This is a genomic window from Bradyrhizobium zhanjiangense, assembly GCF_004114935.1.
Classification (GTDB): domain Bacteria; phylum Pseudomonadota; class Alphaproteobacteria; order Rhizobiales; family Xanthobacteraceae; genus Bradyrhizobium; species Bradyrhizobium zhanjiangense.
This window is the reverse complement of record NZ_CP022221.1, coordinates 7,275,091-7,291,024: the sequence shown is the minus strand read 5'-3', so window position 1 is coordinate 7,291,024 and position 15,934 is coordinate 7,275,091. Positions and strand designations below refer to the sequence as shown.

The following is a 15,934-nucleotide window of genomic DNA, read 5'->3' as shown; positions in this document are numbered from 1 at the left end:
TATTTCGACGCCGCGACCGATGCGCGCAGGGTTAACCTTCCGGAAAAGCGATGCAGGCATGATCTCCGCAATATTCCGGGCGCTGAGTCGCCCTTCATGTATTGCGTCTCAGTCGTTGGAGCACATTCAATGAGCGGCATTTCCATTCGCCTCACCCATAAGGTCATGGCGATCGGACTCTTCGGCCTTATCGGTCTCGCCGCCTTCGGTGCAATCTACGAGATCGGCAGCCTCTCCCAGGATGCGTCGCGCGAGGTTGCCAACCGCGCCCGCGCGATCGCTGATCTCGACAAGCAGCTTTCGATCGAAATGCTGGAAGCGCGCCGCAACGAGAAGAATTTCCAGCAGCGGCGAAACGAAAGCTTCGCCAAGGCGCATGCCGAGCTGATCGGACCGATCAACCGTGATTTCGACGATGTGGAGCAGTTGTTGACGACTGGCGGCATGAGTGCGCTGTCCGACAGGATGAAGCAGGCTCAAAACGGCTTCAAGCGCTATGCCTTGGATTTCGGCGCTCTGGTGGCGGCCGAGACCAGGCTCGGCCTGAGCGAGACGCTCGGCCTGTCCGGCTCGCTCCGCGCCGCGGCGCACGACATCGAGACCAAGCTGAAGCAGATCGACGATCCGCGGACGACGAGCTGGATGCTGATGATGCGCCGGCACGAGAAGGATTTCATGCTGCGGCGCGATCCAAAATACATTGCCGAGATGAAGAAGGCGGCGGCCGAATTCTCCAAGGCGATAGAAGTCGTCGCGGTCCCTACGGCGGTGATGAACGACATCACCGCCAAGCTGCAGAAATACCAGTCCGAGTTCGCGGCCTGGGCGGAGACCGCGCAGCAGACTGCGGCCCTCGACGCCAGCATGATGAAGACGTTTCGCGAGCTCGAGCCGGTCATGGCGGAAGTGCAGAGCGCCGTCGATGCCATGCAGAAGCAGGCCGATGCTGCCGAGGCCGCGACCCGCGATGCCGTACGTCTGTGGATGATGGTCGCCTTCGGCGTCACCGTCGTCGTGCTCGCGGCGGTCGGCTTCCTGCTCGGACGCTCGATCTCGAACGCGCTCGGCGCCATGGTGGGCGCGATGACGCGGCTGGCGCGCGGCGAGCTTTCGATAGCCGTTCCCGGTGTCGGACGCAGGGACGAGATCGGCGAGATGGCCGGCGCGGTCGAGGTGTTCAGGACCGGCATGGCGGAGGCCGAGCGGCTGCGCGTCGAGCAGGTGGAGGCCGATGCACGTCGGCGCGAACAGCGCAAGGCGGACATGCAGCGGCTTGCCGACGCCTTCGAGGGCGCGGTCGGCGAGATCGTCGAGACCGTATCATCGGCGGCAACCGAGCTCGAAGCGTCATCCAACACGCTGACTGAGGCCGCCGAGCGCGGCAACGGGCTCGCCACCGCTGTGGCTGCGGCCTCGGAGGAGGCCTCCGCCAACGTTCAGTCGGTGTCGGCTGCAAGTGAAGAGATGACCTCTTCGATCACCGAGATCAGCCGTCAGGTGCAGGAATCGGCGCGGGTCGCCGACGTTGCGGTGGAACAGGCGAAGCGTACCAATGCGCGCGTCGCCGAGCTGACAAAAGCGGCCGGCCGCATCGGCGACGTGGTCGATCTGATCAACACCATCGCCGCCCAGACCAACCTGCTGGCGCTGAATGCGACGATCGAGGCGGCGCGGGCCGGCGAGGCCGGCAAGGGCTTCGCCGTGGTGGCGACGGAAGTGAAGGCGCTTGCCGAGCAGACCGCCAAGGCGACGGGCGAGATCGGCCAGCACATCGGCGCGATCCAGGCCGCGACGGAGGACTCCGTCGGCGCGATCAAGGAGATCGGTGACACCATAGCGCGCATGTCGGAGATCTCGTCGACCATCGCCGCCGCGGTCGAGGAGCAGGGCGCTGCGACGCAGGAGATCTCCCGCAACATCCAAAACGCCGCGCAGGGCACCTCGGAGGTCTCGGCGAACATAGGCCATGTCCAGCGCGGCGCCGGCGAGACCGGGGCTGCTTCTGCGCAGGTGCATTCGGCCGCCCAGTCGCTCTCGCAGGAGAGCAACCGGCTGAAGAGCGAAGTGGCGCGTTTCCTGGAGTCGGTGCGGGCCGCGTGACGACGTCGGCCCTGGCGATGTTGCTATGCATGAAGCACGGCGCCGCGCGAGATCTGTGCAGCTGCAGCGGATGGTCGGGGAAAATAGCGATTGTCGGGACGTCCAATAGTTTTACGTAGGACCATGTTAACGCCTGCTTGCGAATATAGGGCGCAATTCTACGGAATAAGAACCAGCCAGCATTGTTGAACTGACCTCCGCCCGGTCGTCCGTCGTGACGCTGTGGCGCAGGCGACGTGCGCGCTGCCAGCTATCATCGGGATTCGTGTGATGTCGAAGTTGTCGATCGTCTTCAAGCTGCTGACCGTGTTGTCGGTCCTCGTGCTCTCGCTCGCCGGTGTCGGCGTGACGGCGATCGGCACGATGCAGAACATCAACGCCCACACCGTCGAGATTGCGCAGAGCTGGTTGCCGAGCGTGCGTGCGCTCGGCTCCATGCGCGCCGACATCAACGAGCTGCGCGTCGCGCTGCGTCTGCACCTGATGCAGGACACAGCTGAAGGCAAGGAAGCCGCCGAGAAGCGCCTGGCCTCCTTGCGCGAACGCATCGAGAAGACCCGCAAGGTCTACGAGCCGCTGATCACCGCTGCCGAGGAGCGCTCGCTCTACGGACAATGGGCCAAGGCGTGGGCTGAGTATCTGAATGGCGTTCAGGACGTGATGGCGCTGTCGCGCAAGAGCGTCGGTCGCTTCCCGACCGATGCCAACGAGCTGTTGCAGACCAAGGTCGCGAAGATGGCCCAGGCCGCCGATCCCCTGCTCCAGAAGGGCATCGAGTTGAACAATCAGGGCGCCGAGCTGGAGACGAAGCAGGCGGCCGACAGCTATGCCACGATCTTCCGCGTGCTGGTCGGCATCATCTTGCTCTCGGTCGTGATCGCGATCGGCGCCGCCTATTATCTCGTGCGCGACGTCTCCCGCGGCATTGCTTCGATCATCCGTCCGATGCAGTCGCTCGGTGAAGGCGACCTCTCGGCCGAGGTGCCGCATCGCGGCGAGAAGACCGAGATCGGCTCGATGGCCGATGCGCTGCAGATCTTCAAGGAGGCGCTGATTGCCAAGAAAACCGCCGACGGGGCAGCGGCGCGCGACGCCGAGGCCAAGATCGAGCGCGGTCGCCGCGTCGACGCCATCACCCGCAAGTTCGAAGCGATGATCGGTGAAGTGGTCGGGACCGTGTCGTCGGCCTCGACCGAGCTGGAGGCATCGGCGACGACGCTGACCAACACGGCGCAGCGCGGCCAGAAGCTCGCGACCGTCGTCGCAGCTGCCTCCGAGGAGGCCTCCACCAACGTCCAGGCCGTGGCCTCCGCCTCGGAGGAGCTGTCCTCCTCCATCACCGAGATCAGCCGCCGCGTTCAGGATTCGGCGCGGATGGCCGCGGAAGCCGTCGAACAGGCGGCGCGGACCAACGAGCGCGTCAACGCGCTGTCGCAGGCGGCGGCCCGCATCGGCGACGTCGTCGAGCTCATCAACACCATCGCCGGCCAGACCAATCTGTTGGCGCTGAACGCGACCATCGAGGCGGCACGCGCTGGCGAGGCCGGCCGCGGCTTCGCCGTCGTTGCCTCGGAAGTGAAGGCGCTCGCCGAGCAGACCGCGAAAGCGACCGGCGAGATCGGAGCGCAGGTGTCGGGTATCCAGGCCGCCACGCAGGAATCCGTCAGCGCCATCCAGGAGATCGGCGGCACCATCGAGCGGCTGTCCGAGGTCTCGGCGGCGATCGCCGCCGCCGTCGAAGAACAGGGCGCGGCCACCCAGGAGATCTCACGCAACGTGCAGCAGGCTTCGGTCGGCACGCAGGAGGTCTCGATGAACATCACCGACGTGCAGCGCGGTGCGACCGAGACCGGCTCGGCCTCGACCGAAGTGCTGTCGGCGGCCAAATCGCTGGCGACCGACAGCACCCGCCTGAAGGTCGAAGTCGCGCAGTTCCTGGAGTCGGTCCGCGCCGCCTGATCCTCAACTGCCTGTCTGTGGAACCGGCGGCGGTGCGGCCTGTCGCCGGAACAGGATGCGCTGGTAGAGCCAGCCGATCGCCACCAGCACAACGCCGAGGCACATGAACGACAGCGCGCGATAGACGCCTGTCAGCGTCCACACGTCGATGACGAAGGCTTTGAGGATCGTCAGCGCGATGACGGCGGCAGAGGCCAGCCGCGCGCGCTCCGAGTTGACCAGGACGCCGACGCCGAGCAGCACCACGCCGAAGGCGAGCCAGCCGATCGAATAGGTGTATTGCTCCGCGCCCGTGGTGCCGCCGTAGAGCAGGACCGGGCCGTGATAGAAGCGGCGGATCTCCAACGTCACGTAGGTGAGCGCAAACGCCAGTGCCCCGCCCGCGATCGTATTGGCGTAGGCGACGGGGCGATGTCCCGCCACGGCGTAGGACAGCAGCAGCATCAGCATCGCGGGGAGCGCGTAGCCGAGCAGCAGCAGGTTGAACACGAGGCCGCCGACATTGACGCTGGAGAACAGCAGCGGGTTCTCCAGGATCAGCAGGCCGAACACGCTTATGAGTGCGGCGATCGCGCTGAGCGCGATCGCGCCGACATTGTGCACGATGCTGTGGCTGCGCAGTCGCAGGCGCTCCAGCCCGATCGCCATCGCGAGCGTGACGCAGACCTGCAGCGCGAACTCGAGCAGCGACGGCGGCGAGATCATGTCGCCACCAGTCGCAAAGTGCCGGATCTCCATGAAGGCGAGCAGCGCGGTGAACAGGATCGCGGCGGTCTCGATCATGCGCAGCGGCGGATCGTCGGCGCGGCGGCGCAGGAAGATGCTCGCGCCCCAGAACGATGCCGCCGGCAGGCCGTAGCCCCAAAGCAGCCAATTGAGGATCGGCGTGGTGCCGACGGCATCGCCGACGATGCGCGGATCGTAGGCTATCCGAGCGGTGACGATGCCGGCAAAGATGGCGGCGAGCCAGCGTAGAAACGGGATGGGCCGCTGCATCGAGATCCAGGCGGTGCCGAGCGACATCAGCGCGAGCGCGATGGTGAGCCAGCCCTTCTCCAGCGCGAAGGTCAGTGCCAGCGCCAGCGCGCCGAGCGTGCCGGTCGCGAACAGCGCCGTGGAGATCATGATGCCCGGCCGGGTCTCGCGGCGCGTGAGCGATTCGGTCGCAGCACCAAAGGCGGCGGCGAGCAGCACGGCGAGGATCGCAAACGGGATCGAGCGGTCGAGATGGGCGATGCGCGCATAGAGCGCGACCAGGATCGCGATCGGCGTCGCGACGCCTGCCGCCGACCACACCACCGGGATGACAGCCGAATTCGACCGGCCCTGCGCGAGGAAGCCCGCGATGCCGAAGCCGGCGGCGAAGACCGCGGCCATCACCAGATGCAGCGTCACGGAGCTGTCGATCGCTGCTGGCCCGACACCCGGCAGCGGGCCGCCCGGCAGCACCAGCATGTCGGGATTGGCCCGCACCGCCCATTCGGCGAACACGATGAAGACGGTTGCCGCGGCCGCGCCCAGCGCACCGGTTGCTGCCGGCCCACGCCAGGCGACGAGCAGGGTCGCGCCGACGAGTAGCGTGAAGGCGATCAGCGCCAGATCGGCATGCGCGCTCGACAGCACGATGATCATGGCTGCGAACAGATAGGCGCCGAGCGAGCTTGACGACACCGGCTCGATCTCGCCGTCCTCGATGGTTGGGCCGAACATGAAGCCGCAGACGACGAGGAGGGAAGCGAGCGTGAAGCCCGCAATGACGTGGAAGGCGTGCGGCGCCACCTGCAATTCGGGCTCGAGCCCCATGAAAGTCCAGAGCACCGCGAAGACGATGGTGGTCACCGCGAGCCAACGCCACAGCCGGATGCGGGCGAGGCCGAAGCTCGCGGCGGTCACGATCGCGAGATAGATGTAGAGCGCCCAATAGTCCGGCTTGCCGCTGGAGACGAGGACCGGCGTCACGAACGCGCCGACGACGCCAAGGCCCGCGAGCGCGGGCCCATGCAGCAGCGCAGCGGCCAGCGTGCCGAGCGCGACGAGGCCGAGCAGCACGAAGGCGGTGGCGGGCACGAGGAAACCGTAGAGCGCATAGGCTGCATAGATGGTCGCGAACGCCACCGCCGTGCCGGCCGCGGTGAGGATCGCTGGGATGTTGGCGATCGGCAGCGCCTGGATCGTCGAGATGCTTTCCTTGCGCCGCGTCCATTCGCCGGCACCTAGCAGCGCCAGCGCGAACAGGCCGCCGAGGAACACGCGCACGCCGGGGCCGACAAGGCCGGCCTCGATCGAATAGCGCACCATGAAGAAGCCGCCGAGCGCGAGTGCGAGCCCGCCGATCCACACCACCCAGCGCGTGCCGAGTCGCTCCTCGAAGCCGGGTGCGGATGCAGGCAGCGGAGGCGGTGCAGCGGCCTCGGTGCTCGTTTCGAGCGGCGGCGGCGAAGCAGCTTCGGTGGCGGGTGGCGGTGCCGGCTCAGCTTCCGGCGCAAGCGGCGGCGGCTCCGCCGCAGCCGTCGCGGGCGCCTGCTCCCACGTCGGCGTGAGTGGCGGCGGCTGAACCCGCCGTTGCGCGTCAAACGTCTCTTCGAGCGAGCTTAGTCGGCGGCGCAGTTCGGCTGCCTGACTGGAGGCCTTGATCGCGACGAGGAAGGCGGCGATCGCAATGATCAACGCAAAGACGTCAAACGGGCCGTCGAACATGAAGCCTCCGGGCAACGCGAAATCTTACGATCTTAGTTTGGAGCATGACCTTGCTCGGAAAACCGCTTACGCACTTTTCCGGATCATGCTCAGCGCCGGGAGCGTACGCGCAAGCCCGGCGCGGGCCGCTCCTGGAGCACGTCGCGGCGGAAGCGATAGAGCGCCGCCGGGCGTCCGCCGGTCTGTGTCGACATCGCCCCGGTCGGTTCGACCAGAGCTTCCGTTTCGACGAGGCGGCGGAAATTCTGCTTGTGCAGGTGGCGGCCGGAGATGGCCTCCACCGTATGCTGCAATTCCGTGAGTGTGAACTCGGCGGGCAAAAGTTCAAAGACGACAGGACGATACTTCAGTTTTGCACGCAGCCGCGCGATGGCTGTGGCGAGGATGCGCCGGTGATCGAACCGCATCGAGGTCCCAAGCGCGGGAAGCGTCTTGCGCGCTAATGCCGCAGGCCTGCCGTCGCGCCGCGCCTCCTCGATCAGCCCGGCCTCGTACAGGAGCTCATAGCGGTCGAGCACGCGCTCCTCGTCCCAGGGCGCACCGTCGAGACCGAAATAGAACCGCACGCGATCCTTCCGCGGCAGCGCGCGCGTCGTCTCCGGCGTCTCCTCCTCGGCCCATTTCATCAGCGCCGGGATGATGTCGCGGGCGATGATCTCTGGCGGCTGCTCGCGCCAGTCTTCCCAGGGGAAGAAGCGATACCATGGCTCGAAGCTCGCGCCGGTCGCGGCGAGCTCGCCATCGACGGCGCGCGTCAGCGCCAGATAGCCGATCGACACCATGTGCGCGCCGGTGTGGGCGGCTTCGGCATGACGGCCGCGGTCGCCGAACGTGTAGAGTTGCTCGACATAGCCGAGCCGCAGTCCCGCCTGTTGCTCGACCCAGGCGCGCAGGCCGATCTCGAAGGTGCGATGGGCGAGCGCATCGAACGGCCCGAACGGCAGGCCGGCAAGCCCGTCACCGGCGCGTGCGGTGAGGATCTGCGGTTCGTGGTCCTCGATCGCGACGATCGCGGCGGTCAGGCCAATCTCGATCGGCGTCAGCAGCATCTCGCTCATGCGGCTGAGGTCGCTGGTGTTGTGAACAAGATATGCCGGCTGATTGAGCCGGTCTCTCCGCATGCTCGCTGTAACCTCTCCCGCTTGCGGGAGAGGTCGGCGCGCAGCGGCGGGTGAGGGCTCTCTCCACGCTGGGGGTGCCCCGATGCGGAAGCACCCTCACCCATAGCCGATGCTTCGCATCGGCGTCTTCTTAAAGGACGGCGGCCGAAGGCCGCCTGTGCCTCTCCCGCATGCGGGAGAGGGGGCGCAGTCCCGTCGCGGCTGCTATTCGGCTCCCGACTCATTCGAGCTCGATCACGAAGGGGCGGCCCTCGACCATCATCGCGCCCGGGCCCATTTCGTCGAGCGCGCGCAGCATGCGGCCGTTGCGTCCCAATGCACGATCGGCGAGGCCGACGATGCGCCGGTTCGGCGAAGCGATCGGCGAGGCCGCGCGGATCTTCTTGGCGATCTCGATCTCGTCGCGGTTCGGATTGAGCGCGCATACCGCTGCAAACGCGCTGGCGGTGGAGCGGCTGATGCCGGCGTAGCAATGCACCACCAGCGGCGCGCTGCGGTCCCAGCCCCGCACGAAATTCAACACCTGCTCGATATGCGTCTCTGACGGTGCGACGAAGCCGTCCATCTCCTCGGTGATATCGTCCATCGACACCTTGAGATGGTTGGCTGGCAGCACGGACACGGGCCGCGCCACCTGCTCGACATTGGCCATCACCGTCAGCACGTGGCTGGCGCCAGTGAGGCGGACGGTTTCGGGAAGTGCGGCGAGTGAACAGACGTGGATCATGGCGGACCTTTTTGGCGCCGATTATAGCGAGCGGCCGTAGGGTGGGCAAAGCATCCCACATTGTCGTCCCGGCGCAGGCCGGGACCCATAACCACCGGCCGGCGTGACTGAGGCGGTGGCAACTCCCAGTCTTCGCAAAACCCCTTCCCGGAGTATGGGTCCCCGGCCTGCGCCGGGACGACAACAGAGATCGAGGCACCACTGCCCTACGCAATCACCGCGCCAAACCGCTCCAGGAACTGCTTCTCGGCCCGCGCCGCGGTCCAGGGCGTGAGATAGTCGCGCCGGACGCTGTCGGGTAGGCCGGGATCCTTGCCGAACAGGCGCCGTGCCTCGCTCTCGCTGAAACCGGCAAGCTCGGTCGCCTCCAGATAAGCCGCGCCGCGGTCGGCGGCCTTGATCGCCTGCGTGATCTCCTCCGGCAGCACCGGCGGCAGCCCGAAGCGGATGTGGATGGCGCTGAGCAGGCGTTTCTCGACCGTTTTGTAATGGCCCTCGAGCACGGCCTTGAACGGGGAGATCATGTCGCCGATGACATACTCGGGTGCGTCATGCAGCAGGGCTGCGAGCCGCACGCGCTGGTCGACGCGCGGCATCTCATGCCGCATCACGGTCTCCACCAGCAGCGTATGCTGCGCGACCGAGAAGATGTGGGTGCCAATGGTTTGGCCGTTCCAACGGGCCACGCGCGCCAGCCCGTGCGCGATGTCGGCGATCTCGACGTCGAGCGGGGAGGGATCGAGCAGATCGAGCCGCCGGCCCGACAGCATGCGCTGCCAGGCGCGGGACTGCGCATCGCGCGCGGTCTTCTTCTCGGCTGTCATTTGGCCTTGAGGCGCGGCTTGCGCTGCGTCTTGCCGCAGGTCGCGTGACAATGGCAGTCGACCAGATGGTCGTTGACCATGCCGGTCGCCTGCATGAAGGCGTAGACGATGGTCGGGCCGACGAACTTGAAGCCGCGCGAGGACAGCTCCTTGGAGATCTGCACCGACAGCGGCGTCGAGGCTGGTACGCTCGCGCTGGTCTTGAAATTGTTGACCTTGGGGCGACCGTCCATGAAGTCCCACAACAGCTTCGAGAAGCCCGGTCCCTTCTCCATGATCTCCAGATACGATTTTGCGCTCAGGATCGTACCGTCGATCTTGGCCTTGTTGCGCACGATGCCGGCATCGTTCATCAGCGCGTGCACCTTCTTGTCGTTGTAGCGCGCGATCTTCTCCGGCTGGAAATCGTCGAAGGCTTTGCGGAAATTGTCGCGCTTGCGCAGGATCGTGATCCAGGAGAGGCCGGCCTGGAAGCCGTCGAGGATCAGCTTTTCGTAGAGTGCGCGGTCGTCATACTCAGGTACGCCCCATTCGGTGTCGTGATAGGCGACATAGAGCGGATCTTCGCCGGGCCAGGGGCAGCGGGTCTTTCCGTCGGGATGCAGGCGAGGAGCGCGGCTCATGCGATGGGTTGCTTCGATGGAATGCGGACGATGTCGGGTTCGGCGAGCGTCAGCGCGAGGCCGCCCGCTGTGAGCGGCTGGCCCACATCGAGCGCATCGGCGACGCGGTCGACACGCACCAGCGCGATGCCTTTGCCGCCGGCGGTCGAGCCGATGGTGCCGACCGGCTTGTCGCCGGCGAGAATCGTGGCACCAATCTCGGGCGAGGGTCCCTCAAGCAGCACCTTGACGCTGCGGGTGCGCGCGGTGCCGCGATGCTGCATGCGCGAGACGACCTCCTGGCCGACATAGCAGCCCTTGTCGAAATCGACGCCGGCAAGCCGGTCCATATTGGTCTCGTGCGGGAAGGCGTCGCTGTACATGAAATCGAGCCCGCCGCGCGGCACGCCGAGCGCGATGCGGTGAGCCTCGTATTCGGCGGCATCGACCAGCTCGGCGCCGATGAGATCGGACAGCTTCTGCTTGAGATCCTCGGGGATCAGGATGCGATAGCCGAGCTCATTGTGGCGTGGATCGGCGAAGCCGAGGTCGGGCTGAGCGGCAGGCTGGCCGTCCCAGGCTGCGAGCACACCCAGAGCATCGGAGAGGTTTTCCACCGTGACCTTGGCGCGCAGCTTGTAGAATTTCAGCTTGGTGGCGAGGCCCTCGGCCAGCGCTTTCGGGCAATCGATCAGGAACCCGCCGCCATGGCCGGCGGGCACCTCCGTGATGAGGAAATCGACGATGATCTTGCCCTGCGGCGTCAGCAGCGCGCCGAATCGCCCCAAGCCCGGCTTGAGCCTGTCGACATCGGTGGTGACGAGGCCGTTGAGGAAGTTGCGCGCATCCTCGCCCGCGACCTTGACCACGCCCCGGTCGGGAAGAAACGCTGATTTCATGCGAAAATCTCTTGCGACATGTTGCTCCGGAACGTAAGCCCGCAAGGCAAAAACGACAAGACCTCGAGCCCTGCGCTTGGGGATGAGAGAGGCCCCATGACTCAGCGTTTCGACGTGATCCTCAAAGGCGGCACCGTGGTCAACCAGGACGGCGAGGGCCTGCGCGATATCGGCATCACGGGTGGCCGCATCGCCGAGATCGGCGCGCTGTCACAAGCCAGCGCCGCGGAGGTGATCGACTGCAAGGGCCTGCACATCCTGCCCGGCGTGATGGATACGCAGGTGCATTTCCGCGAGCCCGGGCTGACGCACAAGGAAGACCTCGAGACCGGCTCGCGCAGCGCCGTGATGGGCGGCGTCACCGCCGTGTTCGAGATGCCGAACACCTCGCCCCTCACGGTGACGGAAGCCGAATTCACCGACAAGGTGAAGCGCGCTCGTCACCGCATGCATTGCGATTTCGCCTTTTTCATCGGCGGCACCCGCGAGAATGTGCAGGATCTGCCGGTGCTGGAGCGCGCGCCGGGCTGCGCCGGCGTCAAGGTGTTCATTGGCTCCTCGACCGGCGCGCTGCTGGTGGAGGACGACGAGAGCCTGCGGCGCATCTTCCAGGTCATCCGCCGCCGCGCCGCGTTCCACGCCGAGGACGAGTACCGCCTCAACGACCGCAAATCGCTGCGCATCGAGGGCGATGCGCGGTCGCATCCGGTCTGGCGCGACGAGACCGCGGCGCTGATGGCGACACAGCGCCTGGTCAAGCTCGCGCATGAGACGGGCAAGCGCATCCATGTGCTGCACATCTCGACCAAGGAAGAGATCGAGTTCCTGCGCGACCACAAGGACGTCGCCTCCTGCGAAGCAACGCCGCATCATCTCACGCTGGCCGCGCCCGAATGCTACGAGCGGCTCGGCACGCTGGCGCAGATGAATCCGCCGGTGCGCGGCGCCGAACATCGCGCCGGAATCTGGCGTGGCATCGAGCAGGGCATCATCGACGTGCTCGGCTCCGACCACGCCCCGCATGCGCTGGACGAGAAGCAGAAGACCTATCCGGCCTCGCCCTCCGGCATGACCGGCGTGCAGACGCTGGTGCCGATCATGCTCGATCACGTCAGTGCCGGCCGGCTGTCACTGGCACGGTTCGTCGATCTCACCAGCGCCGGCCCCGCGCGCGTCTACAACATGGCCTGCAAGGGCCGCATCGCCGCCGGCTACGACGCCGACTTCACCATCGTCGACCTGAAGCGCAGCGAGACCATCACCAACAAATGGGTGGCATCCAAAGCCGGCTGGACCCCCTATGACGGCGTCCGCGTCACCGGATGGCCCGTCGGCACCTTCATCCGCGGCCGCCGCGTGATGTGGCAGGGCGAGTTGGTGACGGCCTCGCTAGGCGAGCCGGTGCGGTTTCTGGAGACGCTGAAGGCGTAGGCCGCTCCACACTCGGTGTCGTCCCGGCGAAGGCCGGGACCCATAACCACAGGGAGACGTTTGGCGGAGACTAGTCGTTGCTGGGCCTTCTCTCGGTACGAATACCTCCGTTCACCGATAGGTCACGCGGTATGGGTCCCGGCCTTCGCCGGGACGACATTGAGGAAGCATGGGAGAGCATTCTATGACTCAACCGCTCATCACCACTGAGCAACTCGCAGGCCTGCTCGGCGATCATAATCTCCGCCTCTACGACTGCACGACCTACAACGAGCCGGTGCCGCCGGGCAGCGATGTGCCGTATCGTGCGGTGCCCGGCGACAAGACGTTTGCGGCCGGCCACATTCCCGGCGCCGATTTCCTCGACCTGCAGGGCGAGTTCTCCGACACCTCGTCGCAACAGTTTTTCATGATGCCCGATGTGGCCCAGTTGGAGGCTGCCTTCGGCCGGCACGGCCTCGATGCGTCCAAGACCATCGTGCTCTACAGCATCGGCACGATGATGTGGTCGACGCGGTTCTGGTGGATGCTGCGCTCGCTCGGCGTCGATGCGCGTGTGCTCGACGGCGGTTTCGACAAATGGAAGGACGAGGGGCGCCCGGTCGAGAGAGGTGCGCCGAAGGGCTATCCGGCAACCACGTTCAAGGCCGCCCCGCGCCGAGCCTTCTTCGTCGACAAGGATACTGTGAAGGCCCGGATCGGCGATCCCGCGACGGTGATCCTCAACGCGCTCGGTCCGCAATTTCATCAGGGTCTCGAGCCGAGCCGCTACGGCCGGCCCGGCCGTGTGCCGGGCAGCGTCAACGTCCCGGCGGCGTCGCTCACCAATGCCGACAAAACGCTGACGACACTGGCCGATGCCGAGGCCAAATTCACGGCCCAAGGCGTTACGCGCGACAAGAATGTGATCCTGTATTGCGGCGGCGGCATCTCGGCGACGATCGACCTGCTCATGCTGACGCAGCTCGGCTACGATAAGCTCACGCTCTATGACGCCTCCATGGGCGAATGGGCGCGGGATCCGGCGCTGCCGATCGAGACGGATTAGGGTGCTTACTTACCCTCCCCTGGAGGGGGAGGGTCGGTCGCGCGCAGCGCGAGCGGGGTGGGGTGACAGTCTTTCGCCATTGGCAGTGCCCGTTTGGAGAGATCACCCCACCCCGCTTCGCATTGCGCTTTGCTCCATGCGAAGCGACCCTCCCCCTCCGGGTCGGAGCCCCGAGTAAGAATGTTGGGAACCTTTCGTTTGGGCCTGCATCCAATGTCCGGAACGAAGCGAAACAAGCAGGTAACAGCCATGCAACGGACCGCAGCCGGCCTGTCCGCCGGCGCCAGGACATTGGAAGCCGAGCTGATCGACCGGGCGCGGGGCCGAGACGAAGCCGCCTTGCGCGAGATCATGCAGGCCAACAACCGCAGGCTCTATCGCCTCGCGCGCGGAATCCTGCGCAGCGACAGCGAAGCCGAGGACGTGGTGCAGGAAACCTACGTCCGCGCGTTCACCCGTCTCGATGGCTTCCGGGGCGAGGCCGGGTTGTCGACCTGGCTGTCGCGCATCGCCATCAACGAGGCGCTCGGCCGGGTGCGCAGCCGAAAGCCCGATGTCGAACTTGGCGCGATACCAGATGCCGCGCTCGACGCGCAGATCATCAAGTTTCCCGTTTCTCCCGCAGGTGATCCGGAAAGGACAATGGCCCAACGTGAAATCCAGCGCGTCGTCGAACGCGCCATCGACGAGTTGCCGGATGTCTTCCGCATGGTGTTCGTCGCCCGGGTCATGGAAGGCATGAGTATCGAGGAGACCGCCGATCTGCTCGCCGTCAAGCCTGAGACCGTGAAGACGCGGCTGCACCGCGCCCGCACCATGCTGCGCGAGAACGTCGAGAAGGAGATCGGCCCGGTGGTGATGGATGCGTTCCCGTTCGCCGGGTGGCGCTGTGAGCGCTTGACTGAAGCAGTGCTGAAGCGGCTCGGCTTCGGCAGCTAAAGTTTTCGGGAACGTTTGCGCGAAATGCCCATCCAACTCCTGTGAAGCAACGCGCCGGCCCAAACGTCCGGCACCACAGGAGTATCAAGCCATGTTCTTCCGATCGAGCGCGGCGATCGCCGCAGCCGTCCTGCTGTCGAGTCCTGCGCTGCTGCAGGGCGCTCGCGCAGCCGACAAGCCCACCGATCCGCAGATCGCCCATATCGCCTACACCGCGGGCGTGATCGACATCAGCGCGGCCAAGCAGGCGCAGAAGAAAGCCAAGAACAAGGACGTCAAGGCCTTCGCCGAGGACATGCTGCGCGACCACGAGGCGGTCAACAAGCAGGCGCTCGCGCTGGTCAAAAAGCTGAACGTCACGCCTGAAGATAACGACACCAGCCGGGCGCTGTCGAAGCAGGCGAGTGACAAGATGGCTGAGCTCGACAAGCTGAGCGGCGCCGCCTTCGACAAGGCCTATGTCCAGAACGAGGTCGCCTACCACAAGGCGGTCAATAGCGCGCTCGAGACCCAGCTCATTCCGTCCGCGAGCAATAACGAGCTGAAGAGCCTGTTGCAGACCGGCCTGAAGATCTTCCAGGGCCATCAGCAGCACGCCGAGCACGTCGCGGCCGAGCTGAAATAGGAGGGTGCGATGAAGCCGGGACGCCTCGCCTCGATCGCGCTTGCGGTCATGGTCCTGTCAGTGGTCGTCCCGGCACGTGCGGCGACCATTCAAATCACGATGGACAATCTCGTGATCTCGCCGGCCGAAATCTCGGCCAAGGTCGGCGACACCGTTGAGTGGATCAACAAGGACATCTTCGCCCACACCGCCACCGCGACCAATGGCGATTTCGACGTTCCTCTGCTGCCGAAGAAGTCAGCGACGTTCGTTTTGAAGAAGGCGGGAACGGTCGGCTACTACTGTCGCTATCATCCCAATATGAAGGCGACTCTGAAAGTCGAGCCCTGATCCCTGGGCGTGCATTCCCGATCGCATCGGGAACGTCTCCCGGTCATCGCCAGACTAATGCTTGTCCGCGTTCAATCGCTTCCATGCGATAAATCGCGGCAGACTTCGCGAGCACTTCGCAAAGTCATTCATCCGTGAACTGGCCCCGTCCCGTGGCGGGGTCATTTTTCGAAAACGGTTATTGCCTGGAGAGGCTGACCGAGAATTCACCGTTGCGGATACGGCCGGGAAAGCCCTCGACGAATTTCGCCACCGCGTCCTCGCCGTAGGTGCCGACGAGTTCGGCAAAGGCCGCGAACAGGCTCGCCTGCGCAAGGCAGTCGCCGTCGACACCTTCATGGCGCGCCTCGGCCCATGCCTCATTGAGATAGCTCAGTGCGGCCTGCTTCTGCTCGTGATCGGGCAGTGGCGCGCGGGCGGGGGCGTAGGAAATCGGCTGGCTCATGAAACTCGATCAGGGCTGGGGCGCGATCCACGGCGATGCGCTGTGCGAGAGGTGTAGCACGGGCGTTAACGACCGCTAGGCCACATCTTTAAGAACGGTTAACGGCTGTGAACAAAATCGATGACAGAGTTCCAGCTACCGCCAAACCCTCATGGTGGGGAGGCGCGCAGCGCCGTCTCGAACCATA

14 protein-coding genes are annotated in these 15,934 nt (G+C 65.7%); 7 read left to right on the top strand and 7 right to left on the bottom strand.

The genetic code is table 11. The features are described 5' to 3' along the window. Positions 1–129: 129 nt before the first annotated feature. A complete protein-coding gene (locus XH85_RS35050; RefSeq protein ID WP_128935535.1) occupies positions 130–2,100 on the top strand; it encodes a methyl-accepting chemotaxis protein in 1,971 nt (656 codons plus the stop codon). Between the two features lie 270 nt (positions 2,101–2,370). Further along, a complete protein-coding gene (locus XH85_RS35045) occupies positions 2,371–4,059 on the top strand; it encodes a methyl-accepting chemotaxis protein (RefSeq protein WP_164939913.1) in 1,689 nt (562 codons plus the stop codon). Between the two features lie 3 nt (positions 4,060–4,062). Here the strand turns inward: XH85_RS35045 and XH85_RS35040 are convergent, their stop codons facing one another. The 6 genes from XH85_RS35040 to ygfZ form a co-directional block, all read right to left on the bottom strand. Continuing rightward, positions 4,063–6,756: a DUF2339 domain-containing protein gene (locus XH85_RS35040; protein WP_128935533.1), complete on the bottom strand. Its 2,694-nt coding sequence runs from the start codon at positions 6,754–6,756 to the stop codon at positions 4,063–4,065. 89 nt (positions 6,757–6,845) lie between these two features. After that, the gene (locus XH85_RS35035; RefSeq protein ID WP_128935532.1) at positions 6,846–7,814 is read right to left on the bottom strand and encodes an NUDIX hydrolase; all 969 of its coding nucleotides are present in this window, start codon (positions 7,812–7,814) and stop codon (positions 6,846–6,848) included. A 283-nt stretch (positions 7,815–8,097) separates the two neighbouring features. Beyond that, entirely contained in the window at positions 8,098–8,604 is a 507-nt protein-coding gene (locus tag XH85_RS35030; protein WP_128935531.1) for a tyrosine phosphatase family protein, read from the bottom strand. A 206-nt stretch (positions 8,605–8,810) separates the two neighbouring features. Beyond that, complete coding sequence (locus tag XH85_RS35025) at positions 8,811–9,428, bottom strand: YfbR-like 5'-deoxynucleotidase (RefSeq protein ID WP_128935530.1); 618 nt, start codon at positions 9,426–9,428, stop codon at positions 8,811–8,813. Then, positions 9,425–10,051 (bottom strand): DNA-3-methyladenine glycosylase I, encoded by a 627-nt coding sequence (locus XH85_RS35020; RefSeq protein WP_128935529.1) that lies wholly within the window; start codon positions 10,049–10,051, stop codon positions 9,425–9,427. The genes XH85_RS35025 and XH85_RS35020 overlap by 4 nt, the downstream gene beginning before the upstream one ends. Next, entirely contained in the window at positions 10,048–10,929 is an 882-nt protein-coding gene (gene ygfZ, locus XH85_RS35015) for a CAF17-like 4Fe-4S cluster assembly/insertion protein YgfZ (protein WP_128935528.1), read from the bottom strand. The genes XH85_RS35020 and ygfZ overlap by 4 nt, the downstream gene beginning before the upstream one ends. A 96-nt stretch (positions 10,930–11,025) precedes the next feature. Here ygfZ and XH85_RS35010 point away from each other — a divergent pair, with 96 nt between their 5' ends. The 5 genes from XH85_RS35010 to XH85_RS34990 all read left to right on the top strand — a co-directional run bounded on the left by XH85_RS35010 (position 11,026) and on the right by XH85_RS34990 (position 15,302). Beyond that, entirely contained in the window at positions 11,026–12,360 is a 1,335-nt protein-coding gene (locus XH85_RS35010) for a dihydroorotase (protein ID WP_128935527.1), read from the top strand. Positions 12,361–12,544: 184 nt separating this feature from the next. Next, on the top strand, positions 12,545–13,408 hold the full coding sequence (locus XH85_RS35005) for a sulfurtransferase (protein ID WP_128935526.1): 864 nt from the start codon (positions 12,545–12,547) through the stop codon (positions 13,406–13,408). Between the two features lie 249 nt (positions 13,409–13,657). After that, complete coding sequence (locus XH85_RS35000; RefSeq protein ID WP_164939094.1) at positions 13,658–14,347, top strand: RNA polymerase sigma factor; 690 nt, start codon at positions 13,658–13,660, stop codon at positions 14,345–14,347. A 91-nt stretch (positions 14,348–14,438) separates the two neighbouring features. After that, positions 14,439–14,972, top strand: a complete 534-nt coding sequence (locus tag XH85_RS34995; RefSeq protein ID WP_128935524.1) for a DUF4142 domain-containing protein — start codon at positions 14,439–14,441, stop codon at positions 14,970–14,972. Between the two features lie 9 nt (positions 14,973–14,981). Beyond that, positions 14,982–15,302 (top strand): cupredoxin domain-containing protein, encoded by a 321-nt coding sequence (locus XH85_RS34990; RefSeq protein WP_128935523.1) that lies wholly within the window; start codon positions 14,982–14,984, stop codon positions 15,300–15,302. Positions 15,303–15,480: 178 nt separating this feature from the next. Here the strand turns inward: XH85_RS34990 and XH85_RS34985 are convergent, their stop codons facing one another. Beyond that, a complete protein-coding gene (locus XH85_RS34985; protein ID WP_091892566.1) occupies positions 15,481–15,747 on the bottom strand; it encodes a hypothetical protein in 267 nt (88 codons plus the stop codon). Positions 15,748–15,934 lie beyond the last annotated feature (187 nt).

Excerpts from the sequence above, each read along its gene's own strand:
- XH85_RS35025 (WP_128935530.1), bottom strand. The coding sequence starts at position 9,428 with ATGACAGCCGAGAAGAAGACCGCGCGCGATGCGCAGTCCCGCGCCTGG.
- XH85_RS35030 (WP_128935531.1), bottom strand. The coding sequence starts at position 8,604 with ATGATCCACGTCTGTTCACTCGCCGCACTTCCCGAAACCGTCCGCCTC.
- XH85_RS34985 (WP_091892566.1), bottom strand. The coding sequence starts at position 15,747 with ATGAGCCAGCCGATTTCCTACGCCCCCGCCCGCGCGCCACTGCCCGAT.
- XH85_RS35020 (WP_128935529.1), bottom strand. The coding sequence starts at position 10,051 with ATGAGCCGCGCTCCTCGCCTGCATCCCGACGGAAAGACCCGCTGCCCC.
- XH85_RS35040 (WP_128935533.1), bottom strand. The coding sequence starts at position 6,756 with ATGTTCGACGGCCCGTTTGACGTCTTTGCGTTGATCATTGCGATCGCC.
- XH85_RS35035 (WP_128935532.1), bottom strand. The coding sequence starts at position 7,814 with ATGAGCGAGATGCTGCTGACGCCGATCGAGATTGGCCTGACCGCCGCG.
- XH85_RS35000 (WP_164939094.1), top strand. The coding sequence starts at position 13,658 with ATGCAACGGACCGCAGCCGGCCTGTCCGCCGGCGCCAGGACATTGGAA.
- ygfZ (WP_128935528.1), bottom strand. The coding sequence starts at position 10,929 with ATGAAATCAGCGTTTCTTCCCGACCGGGGCGTGGTCAAGGTCGCGGGC.
- XH85_RS35050 (WP_128935535.1), top strand. The coding sequence starts at position 130 with ATGAGCGGCATTTCCATTCGCCTCACCCATAAGGTCATGGCGATCGGA.
- XH85_RS35005 (WP_128935526.1), top strand. The coding sequence starts at position 12,545 with ATGACTCAACCGCTCATCACCACTGAGCAACTCGCAGGCCTGCTCGGC.
- XH85_RS35045 (WP_164939913.1), top strand. The coding sequence starts at position 2,371 with ATGTCGAAGTTGTCGATCGTCTTCAAGCTGCTGACCGTGTTGTCGGTC.
- XH85_RS34990 (WP_128935523.1), top strand. The coding sequence starts at position 14,982 with ATGAAGCCGGGACGCCTCGCCTCGATCGCGCTTGCGGTCATGGTCCTG.
- XH85_RS35010 (WP_128935527.1), top strand. The coding sequence starts at position 11,026 with ATGACTCAGCGTTTCGACGTGATCCTCAAAGGCGGCACCGTGGTCAAC.
- XH85_RS34995 (WP_128935524.1), top strand. The coding sequence starts at position 14,439 with ATGTTCTTCCGATCGAGCGCGGCGATCGCCGCAGCCGTCCTGCTGTCG.